At 70.6% G+C, this 18,408-nt stretch carries 15 protein-coding genes; 6 read left to right on the forward strand and 9 right to left on the reverse strand.

Translation table 11 applies throughout. The annotated features are described in order from the left end of the window. The first annotated feature begins 17 nt into the window (after positions 1–17). Complete coding sequence (locus tag ACGHC0_RS11200) at positions 18–1,301, forward strand: MFS transporter (RefSeq protein ID WP_415268240.1); 1,284 nt, start codon at positions 18–20, stop codon at positions 1,299–1,301. A 24-nt stretch (positions 1,302–1,325) separates the two neighbouring features. Here ACGHC0_RS11200 and ACGHC0_RS11205 read toward each other — a convergent pair whose 3' ends face one another. After that, a complete protein-coding gene (locus ACGHC0_RS11205) occupies positions 1,326–2,606 on the reverse strand; it encodes a citrate synthase family protein (RefSeq protein WP_415268404.1) in 1,281 nt (426 codons plus the stop codon). 103 nt (positions 2,607–2,709) lie between these two features. Here ACGHC0_RS11205 and ACGHC0_RS11210 point away from each other — a divergent pair, with 103 nt between their 5' ends. Next, the gene (locus ACGHC0_RS11210) at positions 2,710–4,143 is read left to right on the forward strand and encodes a CoA transferase (RefSeq protein WP_415268241.1); all 1,434 of its coding nucleotides are present in this window, start codon (positions 2,710–2,712) and stop codon (positions 4,141–4,143) included. A gap of 105 nt (positions 4,144–4,248) precedes the next feature. Here the strand turns inward: ACGHC0_RS11210 and ACGHC0_RS11215 are convergent, their stop codons facing one another. Beyond that, positions 4,249–5,256 (reverse strand): D-2-hydroxyacid dehydrogenase family protein, encoded by a 1,008-nt coding sequence (locus ACGHC0_RS11215; RefSeq protein WP_415268242.1) that lies wholly within the window; start codon positions 5,254–5,256, stop codon positions 4,249–4,251. A gap of 383 nt (positions 5,257–5,639) precedes the next feature. Between ACGHC0_RS11215 and ACGHC0_RS11220 the strand changes: the two genes are divergently transcribed. Beyond that, entirely contained in the window at positions 5,640–7,361 is a 1,722-nt protein-coding gene (locus ACGHC0_RS11220; RefSeq protein WP_415268243.1) for a long-chain fatty acid--CoA ligase, read from the forward strand. Between the two features lie 39 nt (positions 7,362–7,400). Here ACGHC0_RS11220 and ACGHC0_RS11225 read toward each other — a convergent pair whose 3' ends face one another. Then, complete coding sequence (locus tag ACGHC0_RS11225) at positions 7,401–7,808, reverse strand: PilZ domain-containing protein (protein ID WP_415268244.1); 408 nt, start codon at positions 7,806–7,808, stop codon at positions 7,401–7,403. Positions 7,809–7,960: 152 nt separating this feature from the next. On the opposite strand from ACGHC0_RS11225, the gene ACGHC0_RS11230 reads away from it, so the two are divergent. The 3 genes from ACGHC0_RS11230 to ACGHC0_RS11240 all read left to right on the forward strand — a co-directional run bounded on the left by ACGHC0_RS11230 (position 7,961) and on the right by ACGHC0_RS11240 (position 9,935). Continuing rightward, the gene (locus ACGHC0_RS11230) at positions 7,961–8,740 is read left to right on the forward strand and encodes a 2OG-Fe dioxygenase family protein (RefSeq protein WP_415268245.1); all 780 of its coding nucleotides are present in this window, start codon (positions 7,961–7,963) and stop codon (positions 8,738–8,740) included. A gap of 79 nt (positions 8,741–8,819) precedes the next feature. Then, a complete protein-coding gene (locus ACGHC0_RS11235) occupies positions 8,820–9,257 on the forward strand; it encodes a universal stress protein (protein WP_019700895.1) in 438 nt (145 codons plus the stop codon). 282 nt (positions 9,258–9,539) lie between these two features. After that, positions 9,540–9,935, forward strand: a complete 396-nt coding sequence (locus ACGHC0_RS11240) for a hypothetical protein (protein ID WP_368355290.1) — start codon at positions 9,540–9,542, stop codon at positions 9,933–9,935. Positions 9,936–9,994: 59 nt separating this feature from the next. Here the strand turns inward: ACGHC0_RS11240 and ACGHC0_RS11245 are convergent, their stop codons facing one another. From ACGHC0_RS11245 to ACGHC0_RS11270, 6 genes are all read right to left on the reverse strand, one after another. After that, on the reverse strand, positions 9,995–11,869 hold the full coding sequence (locus ACGHC0_RS11245; protein ID WP_368355291.1) for a potassium transporter Kup: 1,875 nt from the start codon (positions 11,867–11,869) through the stop codon (positions 9,995–9,997). 142 nt (positions 11,870–12,011) lie between these two features. Next, positions 12,012–13,010: a Bug family tripartite tricarboxylate transporter substrate binding protein gene (locus tag ACGHC0_RS11250; RefSeq protein ID WP_368355292.1), complete on the reverse strand. Its 999-nt coding sequence runs from the start codon at positions 13,008–13,010 to the stop codon at positions 12,012–12,014. A gap of 76 nt (positions 13,011–13,086) precedes the next feature. After that, positions 13,087–13,899 (reverse strand): SDR family NAD(P)-dependent oxidoreductase, encoded by an 813-nt coding sequence (locus ACGHC0_RS11255; protein WP_415268405.1) that lies wholly within the window; start codon positions 13,897–13,899, stop codon positions 13,087–13,089. A gap of 34 nt (positions 13,900–13,933) precedes the next feature. After that, complete coding sequence (locus tag ACGHC0_RS11260; RefSeq protein WP_415268246.1) at positions 13,934–14,653, reverse strand: RluA family pseudouridine synthase; 720 nt, start codon at positions 14,651–14,653, stop codon at positions 13,934–13,936. Beyond that, the gene (locus ACGHC0_RS11265; protein WP_415268247.1) at positions 14,650–16,905 is read right to left on the reverse strand and encodes an ATP-binding protein; all 2,256 of its coding nucleotides are present in this window, start codon (positions 16,903–16,905) and stop codon (positions 14,650–14,652) included. Before ACGHC0_RS11265 ends, ACGHC0_RS11260 begins: the two co-directional genes overlap by 4 nt. A gap of 169 nt (positions 16,906–17,074) precedes the next feature. Continuing rightward, the gene (locus tag ACGHC0_RS11270; RefSeq protein WP_415268248.1) at positions 17,075–18,376 is read right to left on the reverse strand and encodes an MFS transporter; all 1,302 of its coding nucleotides are present in this window, start codon (positions 18,374–18,376) and stop codon (positions 17,075–17,077) included. Positions 18,377–18,408: the final 32 nt, after the last annotated feature.

Raw genomic sequence — 18,408 nt, forward strand, 5'->3', positions numbered from 1 at the left:
CGCGCACACTGCCGGCCATGACAAGCGCCTGCTCCTTGCCCCAGCCCGTGGATCCCTCGCTGGCCATCCGTTCCCGGCACCGCTGGAAGGTGCTGGCCGCCGGCGTCTTCGCCAATGCAGCGTTCTCGGTCGCCTTCAGCGGCATTCCGATGACCGCGGTGCTGATGCGCACCAGCTACCAGCTCGACAACGCGACGCTGGGATGGATGCTCGGCATGCTGGGCCTGGGCATCGCCGTCAGCGAGCTGCCTTGGGGGATGCTGACCGACCGCTGGGGAGACAGGCCGGTGCTGTTGGCCGGTCTCGTGGGGACTGCGCTGGCATTGGCCGCCCTGGCGCTCTGGGCGGTGCCGTCGCCCGGCCACGTGCCTGCACCCGCCTGGGTGGGCTGCGGGTTGATGCTGGTCGGCCTGACGGGCGGAAGTGTCAATGGCGCCAGCGGGCGGGCCATCATGCTGTGGTTCCCGGACGGTGAACGCGGCCTCGCCATGAGCATCCGCCAGACCGCCGTGCCTCTCGGCGGGGCCATCGGAGCGCTGCTGCTGCCGCTGCTCGCGGTGCGCGGCGGCTTCGTGGCCGTCTACGGCGTGCTCTCGTCACTGAGCCTGGCAGCCGCCGGATTGGCATGGGCGTGGGTCCGGGAGCCGTCACGCACGCAGGCCCGTTCCCGGTGGCCTGCCGCCATCGCAGCAGACCGCACGGGACCACTGCGTAACGCGGGTGCGTGGCGCCTGGCAGCGGGAATCGGGATCCTGTGCGCCCCGCAGTTCGCGGTGCTGTCCTTCGGAACGGTGTTCCTGCACGACTTCGCGCATGCACAGCTGGCGTCCATCTCCATGACGCTGGCGCTTGTCCAGGCCGGCGCCATGGTGATGCGCGTCTGGAGCGGCCGCTGGACCGACCGCAGGCGCAACCGTCCCGCCTATCTGCGCGCCTGCTGCAGCCTGAGCGTGCTGCTGTTCGCCGGCCTGGCGGTGGCCAGCCTCCGGGGCGCCGCCGTGCATTCCGATAGCGTGCCGCTCCGGCTGTTCCTGATGTCATTGCTGGCAGCCTGCGGCATCTGCATTTCCGCATGGCATGGCGTGGCCTATACCGAGCTCGCGGTGCGTGTCGGTGCCACCCATGCCGGCACGGCGCTGGGTATGGCGAACACCAGCGTCTTCGTCGTGTGCTTCGTGGTGCCCCTCGCCATTCCGCATCTGCTGGCCCTGCAGGGGTGGGCCCTGGTGTGGAGCCTTGCCGTGCTGTGCGCGTGGGCCGGGGGACGATTGCTGGTGGGCCGTTCGCCGCCGCGGCCTTGAATGGCATATCTTCGTCGGTGCGGGCTATCGGGTGCTGAAGAAAGCGGCAGCCAGATCGTTGCCTGGCACGGCATGCTGCGGCGCGCGCCGCTGGGTGGACCGTCCATGGGTTCGAGGCTTCCCCTGTTCGACAGGGGGGCCGACATACACGGCGCGGGGCCGGATCAGGCCGGGTTGCCCGCGTTGCTCCAGTCCGTGTGCGATCCATCCGATCGACCGGCCCAGCGCGAACAGGCCGAACGCGGCACCCGCGGGAAGCCGCAAGTGCCTGCGCAACGCCACGAGTGCGAGGTCCATGGACGGCTTCTGGCCCACCAGTGCCGTCCCGGCATCGATCATGCGTTTCCATGGGGAATGGCGCGGCAGAATGCGCGCCAACAGATACGCCGCGCGCGCGTCGCCATCGGGGTACAGGGCGTGTCCGAAGCCTGGCAAATCGTCTCCCCTCGCGAGCCTGTCCTGCATTTTCCGTTCGATGTCCCGCGTACCGAGTTCATCCCACAACGCCTCGACGCGCCCCGTGGTGGCGCCGTGCCGTCCGCCGGAGAGGCCGGCCAGGCCACCGATCACGACCGCCCGCAGGCTCGCGTTGGTCGAGGCCACGCACCGGCCCGTGAAAGTTGATGCGTTGAGCTCGTGGTCCGCGCCCAGCACGAGGGCCATCCTGATCAGTTCGGCTCCCGAAGAATCCACGCCCCACGCACGCGCGCATTGCTCGTGGATCGGCGCCGTGCCGGGACGGGTGCGCAACAGGCACGCGGCCAGGATCCGTACCAGATCTCCGCAGCCTTGCGCCTGCCGCCCGGCCGCTTTCTGCCAGATGGCAGTGGGCGCATCCTCGCTCGCGACAGCGAAAAGCGGCAGGAGGGCGTCCTCTGCACGTTGATCCTGGTAGTGCCTGAAGAGGGGCCGCAGGACGGCCGGCGCAGTGGCCGCCCGGGGATCGAAGGCCACCTGCCTGTCGCATTGCCAGAGTAGCGCCGCGACGTCCTCGAGGCTCGCGTGGTCGGCGAGTCCCGAAGCGTCCACGCCACGGTAGAAGAGCCGCCCGCCATCGATCAGCGTGATGCCCGATTCGAGCACGGGCGTGCCCCAGTTGAGAGCAGCCTTCGCCACTTCCTTCGGCTTGCGCCCGCGCGCGCGCTGTGCCGCGAACCTGTCGATATCGGCTGCGAAATAACGGCTTTCGCGTTGGTTGTCGCCAGGCTCGGCATGCAGCAGGCCGCGGCTGACATAGGCGTAGAGCGTCTGCCGCGACACCCCGAGCCTCGCTGCGGCTTCGGTGGAATTCAGGTAGTTCGACATCGTGGAAGAGGGCAGTCGTCCGATCAGTTGACCAAGATAATCAACATTGACAATCAATGCCAGCCCGCCGATCTTCGCCCCACCTGAACCATTCGAGGCGAACATGCGTGTCGATCAAGTGCCACAAAGTACCGTCGTGGACGACGAGAGTCCGGCATCGGACCATTTGCGGGAGTTCTGGGCATCGCTGGGTGGGGCCCCGCAGTCCCTCGATACCTGCAGTTTTGCCGGAGCTGGAGAGTTGTTTTCCCCGTTCCGCGTGACCGACCTGGCAGCGGCGGCCATCGGCGCGGCGGGAACTGCAGTCGCCGAACTGTTGCAGGCCTCGACCGGCAGGCTGCCGGCAGTCCGGGTCGATCGGCGCATGGCGTCGCTGTGGTTCGGCACGTCGCTGCGTCCGCTGGGATGGTCGCTGCCGCCGCTATGGGACCCGATCGCCGGCAACTACCGGGCGCGAGATCGCTGGATCCGGCTGCACACCAACGCGCCGCACCATCGCGATGCCGCGCTGTCGGTACTCGGCTGCGCCGCCGATGCGCAATCCGTCGCGCACGCGGTGGGCCGCTGGGAGGCCGCTGCACTCGAGGACGCCGTGGTCGCGCGCGGCGGCTGTGCCGCCGTCATGTACTCGCGCCAGGAATGGGCCGTGCACCCGCAAGGCCAGGCCGTCGCATCCGAGCCCTTGCTGCACGTCCACACGGCAGGCCGCGTCGCGGCGCGCGATTGGCAGCCGTCCCCGGACCGTCCGCTGCGCGGCATCCGCGTGCTCGATCTGACGCGCATCCTCGCGGGGCCCGTGGCGACGCGGTTCCTCGCAGGCCTGGGTGCCGAGGTGCTGCGCATCGATCCCCACGGCTGGGAAGAGCCGGGCACGGTGCCCGAAGTCGTCCTGGGCAAGCGCTGCGCGCGGCTGGACCTGAAGAATGCCGCGGATCTCGATACGCTCCGGCGGCTGCTGCGCGGCGCGGACATCCTGGTCCACGGCTACCGGTCCGATGCGCTCGCCCGCCTGGGGCTGGATGCCGCCCAGCGGCGCGCGCTGAATCCCGCGCTGATCGACGTATCGCTCGATGCGTATGGCTGGTCCGGTGCGTGGCGCTGCCGGCGCGGCTTCGACAGCCTCATCCAGATGAGCACGGGCATCGCCGAGGCGGGCATGCGCGCGGTGCACGGCGATGAACCGGTCAACCTGCCGGTCCAGGCGATCGACCATGCGACCGGCTACCTGATGGCGGCGGCAGCGCTGCGCGGATTGGCGCAGCGGATGGCGCAAGGGGCCGGGACCGAGGTGCGCGCCTCGCTGGCGCGTACCGCCGCGGTTCTGCAACTGCGCCCCGAGCCCGTGAGCGAGGTGGTCAGGTTGGAGGCGGATACCCCGCGCGATCGCGCCGGGCATGTCGAGGAGACATCCTGGGGGCCGGCAGCCCGGCTGCTGCCTCCACTGGAGATCGAGGGGGCGCCGCTCGCATGGCGTCATCCGGCGCGCGCGCTGGGCTCCTGCCCGCCTGAATGGCTGTCTTCGAATGCAGAACTGTGAGCGGGAGGAGGACCCGGTGAACCGGCATCGGCCCTGCCACGGCGAGGTACGTTGCCCGGCGCGATGCACAGGTCGTCCAGGCCGAGCGGTGCAACCCCTTTGCCGTCAGCGCCGCACCTGCAGCGCGCCAGGGTTCACGATGTTCGTCGGCGTGCCCCGGATGTAATTGATCACGTTGTCGAACGCGGCCCCGAAGTACAGCTCGTAGCTGTCCTGCTCCACGTAGCCGATGTGGGGCGTGCAGATGCAGTTCTCCAGCCGCAGCAGCGCGTGGCCCTGCAGGATGGGCTCGCTCTCGAACACGTCCACCGCGGCCATGCCGGGGCGGCCGCGGTTCAGGGCGGCGATCAGCGCGTCCGGCTCGATCAGCTCCGCGCGCGAAGTGTTCACCAGCAGGGCGTTGGGCTTCATGCCGGAGAGGTCCTCCAGGCGCACGATGCCGCGCGTCTCGTCGTTGAGCCGCAGGTGCAGCGACACCACGTCGCACTGCGAGAAGAACTCCTCGCGCGTGGTGGCCACCTGCAGCCCGTCGCTCAGCGCCTGGGCGCGCGAGGCCTCGCGGCCCCAGACGCGCACGTTCATGCCGAAGGCGCGGCCGTAGCCCGCCACGATCTGGCCGATGCGCCCGTAGCCCCAGATGCCCAGGGTCTTGCCGCGCAGCACCGTGCCGATGCCGAAGTTGGCCGGCATGGAGGCCGCGCGCAGCCCCGATTGCTGCCAGGCGCCGTGCTTGAGGTTGGAGATGTACTGCGGCAGGCGCCGCATGGCCGCCATGATCAGTGCCCAGGTCAGCTCGGCCGGGGCGACGGGCGAGCCCACGCCTTCGGCCACCGCGATGCCGCGCTCGGTGCAGGCGGTCACGTCCACGTGCGAACCCACCTTGCCGGTCTGTGCGATGAGCTTCAGGCGCGGCAGCTTCTCCACGAGCTGGCGCGTGATCTGGGTGCGCTCGCGGATCAGCACGATGATGTCGGCATCCCGCAGCCGCACCGACAACTGGCCGAGGCCCTTGACGGTGTTGGTGTAGACCTTGGCGGAGTAGGCGTCGAGACGCGTGGCGCAATGGAGCTTGCGGACGGCGTCCTGGTAGTCGTCGAGGATGACAATGTTCATGGAGTCCATGGGCCGCGGGCCGGGACCGCGGACGGGCGCCGCGCGGCCGGCACGAAAAAGCGATGAATGTGCGGAAAAGGAAGTGCAGCGCCGGCCGGGCGGGCAGGCTCGACCGTGAGCGCGGGGCCCGGGCGGCGCGCAGCGTAGCCCCCATTGTCGTTCATGGTGGCGCCGCTGCCGCCCGCAAGGCCCCCAAAGGCCCCCCGCGGGGACAAGCCGTTACAAAAACCCGGGCCGCTGCCCGTGCCCCGGGGCCGGGCATTCCCGGTGCCGCCGCCGCGTCGCCTGGGTGACGGGCGATTGGGGCCATCCCCAATACGTGCGCGGCCCACGGGCCGCAGGATGCGGGTTCGTACCGATCCACGGAAAACTCCCGCCCTCCCATGCCCGCACACCACGCCTTCTGGCCCAAGCGCCTGCCGCACGCTCTCACTCCGCCCGCCACCTCGCTCTGGAACAACCTGGCCGTCAGCGCCCAGCGCTACCCGGACAAGCCGGCAATGGTGTTCTTCGGCACGGCGCTGGGCTACCGGGAGCTGGCGCGCACGGCGGAACGGCTGGCCGCCCACCTGCACACGCTGGGCGTGCGCAAGGGCGACCGCGTGCTGCTGTGCATGCAGAACTGCCCGCAGCTCGTCGCCGCCCATTTCGCCATCCTGCGCGCCAACGCCGTCGTGGTGCCCGTGAACCCGATGAACCGCGCCGAGGAGCTCAAGCACTACATCACCGATCCGGACGCGCGCGTGGCCATCACCACTGCCGATCTCGCGCCCGAGCTGGCCGCCGCCAGCCATGCGCTGCCGCCGGACCGCCGCCTGCGCCATCTCGTGGTCTCGCAGTTCACCGACGCCTTCGACCCGGCCTCGCCCGAAGCGCAGGCCATGCCCGAGGCGTGGCGCGAGTGGCTTTGCCCGGTGCGCCCGCTGCCCGCGCTCGAAGGCGGCGCGGTGCATGCCTGGAGCGAGGCCGCGGCCTGCGGTGCCGAGCCGCCGGCCTGCGAGGCGGGACCGGAAGACCTGGCCGTGCTGCCCTACACCAGCGGCACCACCGGCCTGCCCAAGGGCTGCATGCACCCGCACCGCAGCATCATGCACAACGCCGTCGCCAGCGCGCTCTGGGGCACGGCCACTTCCGAGAGCGTGACGCTGGCCGTGGTGCCCATGTTCCACATCACCGGCATGGTGAGCCTGATGCATTCGTCCATCTATGCCGGCGCCACGCTGGTCATGATGCCGCGCTGGGACCGGGACCTCGCCGGCCGCCTCATCTCCCGCTACCGCGTGACCAACTGGACCAACATTCCCACGATGGTGATCGACCTGATGGCGAGCCCGCGCTTTTCTGAGTACGACCTCTCCAGCCTGGTCTATATCGGTGGCGGCGGGGCCGCCATGCCGCAGGCCGTGGCGCAGCGGTTGCTGGAGCAGTTCGGCCTGCGCTTCTGCGAAGGCTACGGCCTGACCGAGACCGCCGCGCCCTCGCACACCAACCCGCCGGACCACCCCAAGCAGCAGTGCCTGGGCGTGCCGTTCATCAGCACCGATTCGCGCGTGATCGACCCGGACACCCTGCGGGAAGTGCCCGTGGGCGAGCAGGGCGAGATCGTGATCCATGGACCGGGCGTGTTCAGCGGGTACTGGAAGCAGCCTGCCGCGACGGAAGCGGCCTTCATCGAGATCGACGGCAAGCGGTTCTTCCGCTCGGGCGACCTGGGCCGCGTGGACGAGGAGGGCTATTTCTTCATCACCGACCGCCTCAAGCGCATGATCAACGCCAGCGGCTTCAAGGTCTGGCCGGCCGAGGTGGAGGCGCTCATGTTCCGCCACCCCGCCGTGCAGGAAGCCTGCGTGATCGCCGCGCGCGACAGCTACCGCGGCGAGACGGTGAAGGCCGTGGTGGTGCTGCGGCCCGCGCACCGCGGGCAGGTGTCCGAGGCCGACATCATCGCCTGGTGCCGCGAGAACATGGCCGTGTACAAGGTGCCGCGCGTCGTGCAGTTCGCCGAGGCGCTGCCCAAGAGCGGCAGCGGCAAGGTGATGTGGCGGCAGCTGCAGGAGACGGAACTGGCCGCGGGCCCGGCCGCCGCGGAGGTCCCGGCGGCCTGACACCGCGCGGAGTGAGCGGAGCGGGACAGGGCGGGCGGCTCAGTGCCCGGTCGCCGGCTGCGCCGGCATGCCCCGGCCGCGGTGCGCCGACACCAGCGTCTGCAGGTCGCGCTCCAGCAGGGCCGGGTCGCCGAGCCGCAGCTCGATCACGCGGCGCAGGTGGGTGGCGCTGTCGAGGTCCATGGTGTGGCCCTGCAGGCCCGCGCAATGGCCTTCCACGTGCACCAGCTCGCCGGACATCGCGATCTGCTCCTCGCCCGCCATCAAGGGGATGGAGAGCGCGCAGGGCGTGCCCGGCGGCAAGGCCTGGCCGCCGGGCAGCTCCAGCAGCGCGCCGCGCAGGGACACGTCCAGCACATGCACGTCGAAAGTGCCGTGGCCGCTCACGGCGAGGCGCGCGGGTGCCTCGAAGGCGACTCGGACATAGTGGCGGCGTTCATGGGCCATGGTGTTCTCCTGGAGCGCGCGCCACTGCCGGCGCTGCGCCCACGGATGCTACTGCAGCCGCGTTTGCGGCGGCGCAACCTGTCGCTGAAATTCCAGTGCGGCACCCTCCCGGTGCGCACACGGCATGCCGGGCGGGGTTAAGCTCGCGCCACATGGCGCACATCACGTTTCCCCCTCCCTACCTGCGGCCCGACCAGGTCGCCGACCACCTGCGCAGCACGGGGTACGCCGTGCTGAGGCCCGAGGACACCGCCGCCTGGATCGGCGTGCCGCTCGCGGCGCTGCAGGTGCTGCATGCGGACTGGCCCTCGCTGCCGCCCGATGAATTCCTGAAGGACGGCGGGCGCTATCGCCGCCGGCGGCACTCCTGCTTCGTGGCGGACGGACCCATGCTGCGGCAGGTGCCGCACCGCGCCCACTGGCAGCCGCTGGACTACAACGCCCTGCACGGCGGCATGCAGCGCTGGTTCGCTCCCATGCAGGATGCCACCGTGGCGCAGCCGGCCTGGCAGCAGCTGCTGGCCGCGCTGGCCGGCCTGTCGCAGCAGGCGCTGGCGGAGAAGCCCGAGCGCTGGTTCCTGGAGGCCCACCAGTTCCGCATCGACACCACCGACGGCATCGGCCGGCCCACGCCCGAGGGCGCGCACCGCGACGGCGTGGACCTCGTGGCCGTCTTCCTGGTCGGCCGCGAGGGCGTGAAGGGTGGCGAGACGCGCATCTTCGAGGCGGCCGGCCCCAGCGGCCACCGGTTCACCCTCAGCGAGCCCTGGTCGCTCATGCTGCTGGACGACGCCCGCATGATCCACGAGACCACGCCGATCCAGCCCCTGGGGGATGCCCCAGGCTTCCGCGACACGCTGGTGGTGACCTGCCGGCGCGGCGGGTTCCAGGAAGAGGGCGGAGAAAAGGCCGCGACAACCCCTGCCGCTTGATGCGAATCAACCCGGTGGCGCCGCATTGCGGCACACTGGTCCCATCGGTTCCACACCACCATCGACGAAGGAGAAGTTCATGTTCAAGCACATCCTGATTCCCGTGGACGGTTCGCCCACTTCCATGATGGCCGTCACCAAGGCGGCCGGCCTCGCCAAGACCTTCGGCTCCCAGGTCACCGCCGTCTATGTGGTGGATCCCTATCCGTTCACCGGCGTGGGCGCGGATTTCGCCTACGGCCAGTCGCAGTACATGAATGCCGCCACCGCCGAGGCCAACACCGCGCTGGACGCCACGCGCAAGGCCCTGGAGGAAGCCGGCGTGGCCGTGACCACCGTGATCGGCGAGGGCCATGCCGTGCACGACGGCATCCTGCGCGCGCTGGAGAGCACGGGCGCCGACCTGATCGTCATGGGCTCCCATGGCCGCCGCGGGCTCGAGAAGCTGGTGCTGGGCAGCGTCACCCAGCGCGTGCTGGGCGTGGTCCACGTGCCCGTGCTGGTCGTGCGCGACTGATACACCCCCGGCAGCAGCGGCATCGCGCCGCGGCAGACAGCGGCTCCCTCGTGGAGCCGCTTTTTCATGGACCCGCGCACGGCGCGGATGCCGCTATAGGGCTCGGCTGTTTTGTTTATGCGCCAGATAATTGTTCTTGGCGGTGGGTGGGTTTTTGTTCATGAATAATCCGGTTGCGCAGCGGAGGTATTCTCGGCGCATTAAACCACCGGAGATGATTTTCCGGTGGTTTGTTTTGTGTGTGCGCAATTCAATTGACGAAGAATCGATACAGGGAAATTCATGATCGGTAAAAAACACCTCGCCGGACTCGGCATGCTCGTGGCGCTCATGTCCGGCAATGCCTATGCAGTGAATTGTGGAGCCGGGCAGACCAAGCATTACATCAAGGTTTCATCATCCGGCCAGACCGGCTATAAATGGTCTGTGTTCGCGGATCTGGCGGCTGGCAACGGAGTGAAGGTATATCACTGGGAAGAAACCGACAAAACATACGGAAGCAGCACGTATTGGGAATACTGCGATGGCCATGATAACGGCAGGCTTTACGTGTGGATCCATCCCACGGGTGTCAACCAATTCGAGTACCTCAATCTTCCGCTGGGCACGGACCATTGCTTCGAGATATGGGGGAGCAACAACGTCCTGGTCCCCACGTCGAGAAAGGTCAACTGCTGACACATTCCGGGCGCTCCCCTGGCCGAGCGCCTGCATCCTGTCCGTGCAGTGTCTCCGGGCTACATTTCCGTTTTCGACCCCATCTCCACCACCGCGTTGTTCGGCAGTTTCAGGAAGTCCGCCGCCGAACTGGCGCTGTGGTGCATCTGCGCGAACAGCTTCTGCCGCCAGACGGCCATGGCGGCGCCCAGCGTGGGCACGACGGTCTCGCGCGCCAGGAAGTAGCTGGTGCGCATGGGGTCCAGCAGGCCCTCCAGTTCCGTGGCCTGATGGAGGGCGCGGGGAATGTCCGGCTCGTCCATGAAGCCGAAGCGGATCCGCACGCTCCAGGCACCGTCGGCGAGCGGCTGGACGGCCACCTGTTCGCGCAGTGGTATGCGGGGCACACCCCCTGCCTGGACGTGGACGAACAGGTTGTGGTCGTGCAGCACCTTGTTGTGCTTGAGGTTGTGCAGCATCGCCCCGGGCACCACGCCGGCATGGGCGGTGAGGAAGACGGCGGTGCCGTCCACGCGGGTGGTGCCGGCCGAGAGGATCGATTGCAGGAAGGGCAGCAGCTCGATCGCCTCGGCGTTCTGGCGCTGGCGCAGCAGGCCGCGGCCGTCGTGCCACGTGGACATGACGAGGTACAGCGCAGCGGCCATCAGCAGGGGGAACCAGCCGCCTTCCGCGATCTTCAGCGAATTGGAAGCGAAGAAGGCGACATCCACGCAAAGGAACGCGCCCGTGGCTGCGATGCACAGCGGCAGGGGCAGTTTCCAGCCGTGGCGGATGACGAAGAAGGTCAATGTGGTGGTGATGACCATGACCAGGCTGACCGAGATGCCGTAGGCCGCGGCCAGGGCGTTGGAGCTGCGGAAGGCCACCACCGCCAGCGCCACCCCGGCGAGCAGCGTCCAGTTCACCATGGGCACGTAGATCTGTCCGGATTCGTTCTCCGAGGTGTGGCGCACCGACAGGCGCGGCAGGTACCCCAGCTGGATGGTCTGCTTGGCCGCGGAGAACGCGCCGGAGATCAGCGCCTGCGAGGCGATGACGGTGGCAGCCGTGGCCAGCACCACCATCGGCAGCGTGGCCCAGCCCGGCATCATGAGGAAGAACGGGTTGGCGGCGGCGGACGGCGTGGCGAGTACCAGCGCGCCCTGTCCCAGGTAGTTCAGCGTGAGGCAGGGCATGACGAGGAGGAACCACGCCAGCCGGATGGGCCGGGCGCCGAAATGCCCCATGTCGGCGTAGAGCGCTTCCGCGCCGGTCACGCACAGGAAGACCGCGCCCAGCGTGATGAAGGCGATGCCGTAGTGGTCCAGGCAGAACGCCAGCGCATGGTGGGGCAGGAGCGCGGCCAGGACCTCGGGGCGCGCGGCGATGTGGGGAATGCCCGCGAGCCCCAGGCACGCGAACCACACGAGCATGGCGATGCCGAAGAACCGCCCCAGCCGCGCCGTTCCCCAGCGCTGCGCGAGAAAGAGCGCGAGCAGCACGGTGAGCGAGATCGGCAGGATGTAGGGCGTGGCGCGCGTGGTGACGACCTCCAGCCCCTCGACCGCGGAGAGCACCGAGATCGCGGGCGTGATGACGCCGTCGCCGAAGAAGAGCGCCACCCCGAAGACCCCGACCGTCATCAGCGCCCGCTTCAGGCGGGGTTGGTCCTGCACCGACTGCGTCGCCAGGGCCAGCAGCGCCATCAGGCCCCCCTCGCCGTGGTTGTCGGCCCGCATGATCAGGGCCACGTACTTGACCGAGACGATCACCGTCAGGGTCCAGAAGAAGAGCGAGAGGATGCCGATCACGTTGGCCGGCGTGATCTCCAGCCGGCCGGCGGCGAACACCTCCTTGAAGGCGTAGAGCGGCGACGTGCCGATGTCTCCATACACCACCCCGATCGCAGCGATGGTGAGTGCCGTGAGCGATGTCGGAGTCTTTGCGTCTGCCATGGCGTGTCTCGTGGGTTCGAATGTGTCGGGGAACGCGTCGGTGCGCGCAGGCCCGCATCAGAACACATTTCGATACGCCATGGCAGAGCCCCGGGGCGCGGCGCGCCCGGGCTGGCCGGCGGTCAGGGCCGGCCGGCCATGTTCACTCGATCTTCGCGCCGGACGCCTCGACGATGCCCTTCCACTTGGCGTAGTCGGCCTTGAGCAGGGCGGAGAACTGCGCGCTGGTCATCGTTTCGGGCTCGGCGCCCTGGGCCTGGATGGCGGCGCGCATGTCGGGCTGGGCGAGCAGCTTGTTGACCTCGGTGTTCACCGTGGCGACCACGTTGGCGGGCGTGCCGGCGGGAGCGAGGATGCCGTACCAGGAGCTCACGTCGAAGCCCTTGTAGCCGGACTCGGCCACGGTGGGCACGTCGGGCAGGGAGGAGCTGCGCTTGATCGAGGTGACGGCCAGGGGGCGCAGCTTGCCGGACTTGATCTGCGCCATGGCGGACGGCACGGACGATACGAGCAGGTCCACGTTGCCGGCCAGCGCGTCCATCAGGGCCGGGTTGGAGCCCTTGTAGGGGATGTGGCTGAGCTTGATGCCCGCGGCCTTCTCGAACAGGTCGCCCGCCAGGTGGATGGTGGTGCCGTTGCCGGGCGAGCCGTAGGTGATCTTGCCGGGCTCGGCGCGCGCGGCGGTCACGACGTCGGCCAGCGTCTTGAAGCGCGAGTTGGCGCCCGTGGCGATGATGACCGGCGTGTAGGCCACGTGCGCGATGGCGACGAGGTCCTTCGTGGGGTCCCACGGCAGGTTCTTGTAGAGGTAGGGCGCGACGACGAGGTTGTCCTTCTGGCCCATGACGAGGTCGTAGCCCGTGGGCGCGGCCTTGACGGTCTCGGTGATGCCGATGGTGCCACCCGCGCCGGCTCGGTTGTCGGGCACCACGGTCCAGTGCAGCGTCTCCGTCAGCTTGGTCGCGACGAGGCGCGAGAGGATGTCCGTGCCGCCGCCGGGCGGGAAGGGCACGATGAGGCGCACCGGCTTGGCGGGATATGCGGCGCCTGCGGGCGCGGGTGCGGCGGTCGGCGCGGTCTGTGCCGTGGCGGCGCCCAGCGCGAAGGCGAGGGCGGTGAACGAAATCAGCGAACGGATCATGGGTGCTTGTCTCCGGGAAAGGAACGCCTGGCTGCGGACGGACAGGCAGTGCCTAGTTTCTCATGCGCGGGGCCGCTCAGGCCTCGCGCACGTCGGCCACCGGCGCGTCGCCGAAGTCGGGCCGCGCGAGCCAGGCCAGCACGCGCGCCGCGGCCTCGTCGGGCGAGGCGAGCGTGCCGTTCGTCTTCAGGTTGGCGAAGTTCTGCAGGTCGGGGAACGCCTCCGGGTCGGCGCCGCGCAAATGGACCTGCATGTCCGTGTCGATCACGCCGGGCGCCAGCGAGCACACCCGTGCGCCGCCGGGCTGCCGCGCCTCGTCCAGCGCCAGGCAGCGCGTGAAATGGTCCATGCCGGCCTTGGCCGCGCAGTAGGCCGATTGCGAGGCCATCGGGCGCCGCCCCAGGCCGGAGGAAATGTTGAGCACCTTGCGCGGCACGCCCCAGCCGCGCGTGGCGGCCAGGAACGCGGCGGTGAGCTGCATGGGCGCTTCCAGCCCGATGCGCAGCGCATTGGCGAGATCGGCCGGGTCGCTGTCCGCCAGCGGTGCGATGCGCGGCACCACGCCCGCGTTGTTGATGAGCGTGGCGCTGGCGTAGCGGCCGGCCGGCTGGCCTTCCAGCCAGGCCCGCAGCCGCGCGGCGGCCCGGGCACCATCGGCGAGGTCCTGCGGCCATTGCGCCAGCGGCATGCCGGCGCGCAGCGCGGCGTCTGCCAGCTCGTCGCTCGTGCCGCGCGAGAGGGTGACGAGTGCATGTCCGCCCTGCAGCAGTTGCCGGGCCATGGCCAGGCCCATGCCGCGCGAACCGCCGGTGAGCACGACCAGCGGCAGGGGGCCTGGCGTGGCCGAGAAGGAGCGGGAGGGGGAGGAAGGAGCGGAGGTGTCCTGCATGGTGCCGCGATGGTACTGCGGCACGGCGGCCGGGTCAGAACGGTGCCGGCAGGTCGAAGGCGAGCGGTGCCCCGGTGCGCGGATGGGCGAAGTCGATGTGCTGCGCATGCAGCAGCAGCCGCGGCGCGAGCGCCTGCACGGCCGGCGGGGCGTAGAGCGTGTCGCCGAGGATGGGCTGGCCGATGGCCGCCATGTGCACGCGCAGCTGGTGGGTACGGCCTGTCACGGGCTCCAGCAGTACGCGCAGGGTGCCGTCCGCCGCCGGCCAGGGGCCTGCGCCGTCCCCGGGCGCGGCGGGGCGCCAGCGCGTCAGGCTGGCTTTGCCGCCCTGGGCGCCGTGGGGGACCACGATGCGCAGCGGCCGGCGCTCCCAGTCGGCGGCGATGGGCAGGTCGATCTCCCGCCAGGCCGCGCCGTCCGCGGCCGGGCCCGGCGCCTGCACGACCGCGACATAGCGCTTGTGCACCTGGCGCGCGGCGAAGGCATCGCCGAGCGCGCGCTGGGCCTGCGCGTGGCGCGCCATCACCACGATGCCGGAGGTGGCCTGGTCGAGCCGGTGCACGATGCAGGCGCCGGGCCAGTGCAGGGCGGCGCGGGCGCTCAGGCAGTCCTGCTTGTCCGGGCCGCGGCCGGGCACGCAGAGCAGGCTGGAAGGCTTGGCCAGCACCAGCAGGTCGTCGTCCGCATGCAGGCAGGCGGGGGGCGCGCCGGCATCGGAATCGGCCGGCGCCAGTGCGGGCAGGGCCGCGCTCACGCCGGCCCGCCGTGGACCAGGCGGTCCACCGTGGCGCACAGCTCATCCACGTCGTTGGGCTTGTGGATCAGCGCGCTCGCGCCTTCGGCCAGCGCCTCGCGCTCGATCTCCGCCGTCACGTGCCCCGAGGCGAGCGCCACGGGCAGGTCGGCGCGGATGCGCTTGGCCTCGCGCACCAGGTCGACTCCGCAGTAGCCGGGCATGTTGTAGTCGGTCACGACCAGGTCGTAGGCCTGCGGGTCCGTGCCCAGCGCCACGGCGGCCTCGCGCGGGTCGGTGAAGCCGGTCACGCGGTAGCCGCGGCGGCGCAGCAGGCGCTGCACGAGGAAGACCAGGGCCTGGTCGTCGTCCACGTACATCACGTGGCGCTGGCGTTCGTCGGGGGCGCCCGCCGCAGGCGCGGCGGGACCGGCCGCGCCGGCTGCCGGTGCGGCATCGCCGGCGGGCGCGGCGGCAGCGGGCTCCGCTCCGGGTCCGGCCTCCGCCGCCGGGAAATACAGCGTGAAGCGGCTGCCCTCGCCGGGCGCGCTCTGCACGTCCACCGCGCCGCCGTGGGTGCGCATCACGCCGTGCACCACGGCCAGGCCCAGTCCCGTGCCCTGGCCGACGGGCTTGGTGGTGAAGAACGGCTCGAAGATGCGCTGCTGCGTGGCGGCATCGATGCCGGGGCCGTTGTCCACCACGCTGATGGCCACGTATTCGCCATGCGGCAGCGCGAGGCGCTCGCACAGGCGGTGGTCGGGCTGCACGGCCGACGCTTCCACGCACACCGTGCCGCGCGCATCGCCGATGGCATGGATGGCGTTCGTGCAGAGGTTCAGCAGGGCCTGCTCCACCTGGGTGGCGTCGGCCAGCAGGGCGGGCAGGTGGCGGTCCAGGTGCAGGCGCAGTTCGATGGCCGGCGGCAGGGTCACGCGCAGCAGGTGCTCGGTGTCGTGGATGGCCTCGGCCACCGGCACGGCGGTGCGCCGGGGCGGCTCGTTGCGGCTGAAGGTGAGGATCTGCCGGACGAGGTCGCGCGCGCGCCGGCCGGCCTTCTCGATCTCGCGCAGGCTCTCCAGCACCGGGGAGCCTGCGGCGCAGTCCGCCTTGGCCAGTTCCACGTTGCCGAGGATGGCGCTCAGGATGTTGTTGAAATCGTGCGCGATCCCGCCGGCCATGGTGCCCACGGCCTGCATCTTGTGGGATTCTCGCAGCTGCGCTTCCAGTTCGCCGCGGTGCGCCTCGGCCTTCTTGCGGCCGGTGAGGTCGCGCGCGAACACGGTGGTGGTCTCGCCCTCGGCGTGCCGCTCGAACGACACGCTCACTTCCACGGCCAGTTCCTTGCCGCTGGCCGTGAGCGCGACCATCTCGCCGAGCACGGCCTGGGTGGCCAGCTGGGCGAAGGCCAGGGCCTGGACGGCATCGGGCAGGAAGCGGTCCAGCGGGCTGCCCAGCGCGTCGGCCGTGGCGCACTGGAACAGGGCCGCGGCAGTGGGGTTGAAGACGGTGATGCGCTGGTTCTGGTCCACGCAGATGATGGCGTCCAGCGCGGAGTTGATGACGGCCTCCAGGCGGCGCTCGCTGGCGTAGAGCTGGGCGTTGCGCTCCTGCAGGGCCGTGGCGCTCTGCTGGAGCGCGCGGCGCTCGGCCACCAGCGGGCCCTGGTCCACCACGGCGCAGAGGAACTGCCACTGCTCCGGGGCGCCGTCCGCCTGGGGGGCCTCGATGCGGGCGATGTACAGGTCGCCGATGATGCCCGCGTCCCCGTCGCCGATGGGGAACAGCACCTCGCTGGCTTCTCCGTGGCCATGGTCCCGGGCCTGCTCGAACGTGGCGCGCACGCGGGCGGCATCCGCCGCGCTGACGAAGGGCATGAGCGAGGTCAGGGGGCGATCGGATTCGGTGGGCTGGAAGCAGCGGTGCGCCATCGAGTTGGCCTGCACCACCATGTCGTGCTCGTCCAGCACCATGAGCGCCAGCGGCACGCTGGCGAACAGCGTCTCGAATCGCTCGGAAGCGCTCTCCGCGGCGGTCTGGCTGTAGCGCAGCACCTTGTTCTGCACTTCCAGCTCGGCCTGGTAGGCGCGCAGTTCCGCGATGAGCGCCGCCACGGGGCCTTCCGGGCGGCCGGACTGGCGGCGGTTGCCGCTGACGTCGCCAGGGAGCACGGCGGGCTCGTCGGCCGTGCCCGCAGGCTCGCCACCGGACGGGGCTCCGCGGTCATCCTCCGGGTCGGGCGGCAGCAGGAAGGACAGGTCGGGGCGGCTCATGGGCGGCTCGGGCGGCCCGGCGGTTCACGCCGGGGCGGTGTGCGGAACGCGGCGGTGCCGCGGGCGAGCCCGCCAGTGTACGCCCCTGAACCGCGCAGCGCGTCGCGGGCCCGGCCCGGACCCGGGCCGCGGCGCGGCCACCGCCCGGGCGGGCAGGGCAGCGCGCCATTCAGGGCGCGGCGTCCTGCATGCGGCGCATCGGCGTGGCCACCGCCGCCAGGGCGGCCAGCAGCACCAGGGTGCCGCCGCACAGCAGGAAGAGGCGGCCCGGCGGCACGACCTGCAGCAGCCAGCCCGTCGCCGCCGCGGCCACCGGCTGCAGGCCCATGAAAATGAACATGAACAGGCCCATGGTGCGCCCGAGCAGCGCGGGGGGAACGCGCTGCTGGATCCACGTGAACAGCCCCACCTGCATGAAGCCGCCCAGCAGGCCCACGCTGCCCAGGAGCAGCGCCCCCTGCCAGACCGCCGAGATGCTTCCCAGCGGCGCGATCAGCAGGCCCGCCACGGCATCCACCGCCAGCAGGGTGGTGCCCAGGTTGACGATCCGCAGGCGGGGCAGCGCGCCCGCCGCCACCATGCCCGCCAGCGTGCCCGCGCCGTGCATGCCCACCAGGATGCCGAATGCTGCGGCGCCGAGCTGCGGCTGGCCATGGGTGAGCACGGGCAGGGCGATCTGCGTCGGCCCCATCACCAGGATCGACAGCAGCCCCCAGTACAGGAAACAGGTGCGCAGCGGCCGGTCGCGCCAGGCATGGGACAGGCCCTGGGCGACGGCGGCCAGCACCGCGCCGCCGCCTGGAGCCGCTCCGGGCGCGGACGCATGCAGCCGCACCCGGCCGAGCATCCACGCGGACACCACGAAGCTGAGCGCGTCCACCGCGAAGGCGAAGCCGATACCCGCGTGGTCCGCTGCCTGCGTGCCTGCGCCGCCGAAGCCGGCGATCAGCAGGCCGGCGAGGAGCGGGCCGACGGACATGCCGATCTGCCGCAGCCCCATGCCGATGCTGTTGGCCGCGTGCAGCTGTGCCCGGCCGACCACGCGCGGCGTGATGGACGTGGCGGCCGGGATGCTGAAGGCGGTGGAGATACCGAGCGCCAGCGACAGCGCGTAGAGCGCCCAGAGCGGGCAGTGGCCGGCGAGCACCAGCGCGGCCAGCAGCCCGGTCAGCACGGCGTTCAGCCAGCGCGTCAGGCGCAGCACCCGCAGCGGCGAATGCCGGTCCACGATGGCGCCGCCGACGAGGATGAAGACGGCGCGGGGCACGCTCATGAGGGCCAGCACGGTGCCCAGCACGCGCGTGTCGTCCGTGGTCTGCAGCACCAGCCAGGGCATGGCGATCAGCGAGAACTGGTCGCCCAGCAGGGACAGCGCCGAACTGGCGGTGAGCCACCGGAAGCCGGCGTTGCGCGACAGCGGCTCGCCGGGCGGCGCAGGCGCGTAAGAAGGGGAGTTCGATTCAGAAGCCATGGCCCCGACTGTGAAGCCTCACGTTGCGTGAG

It is taken from the genome of Acidovorax sacchari, from assembly GCF_042847045.1.
Classification (GTDB): Bacteria; Pseudomonadota; Gammaproteobacteria; order Burkholderiales; family Burkholderiaceae_C; genus Paracidovorax; species Paracidovorax sacchari.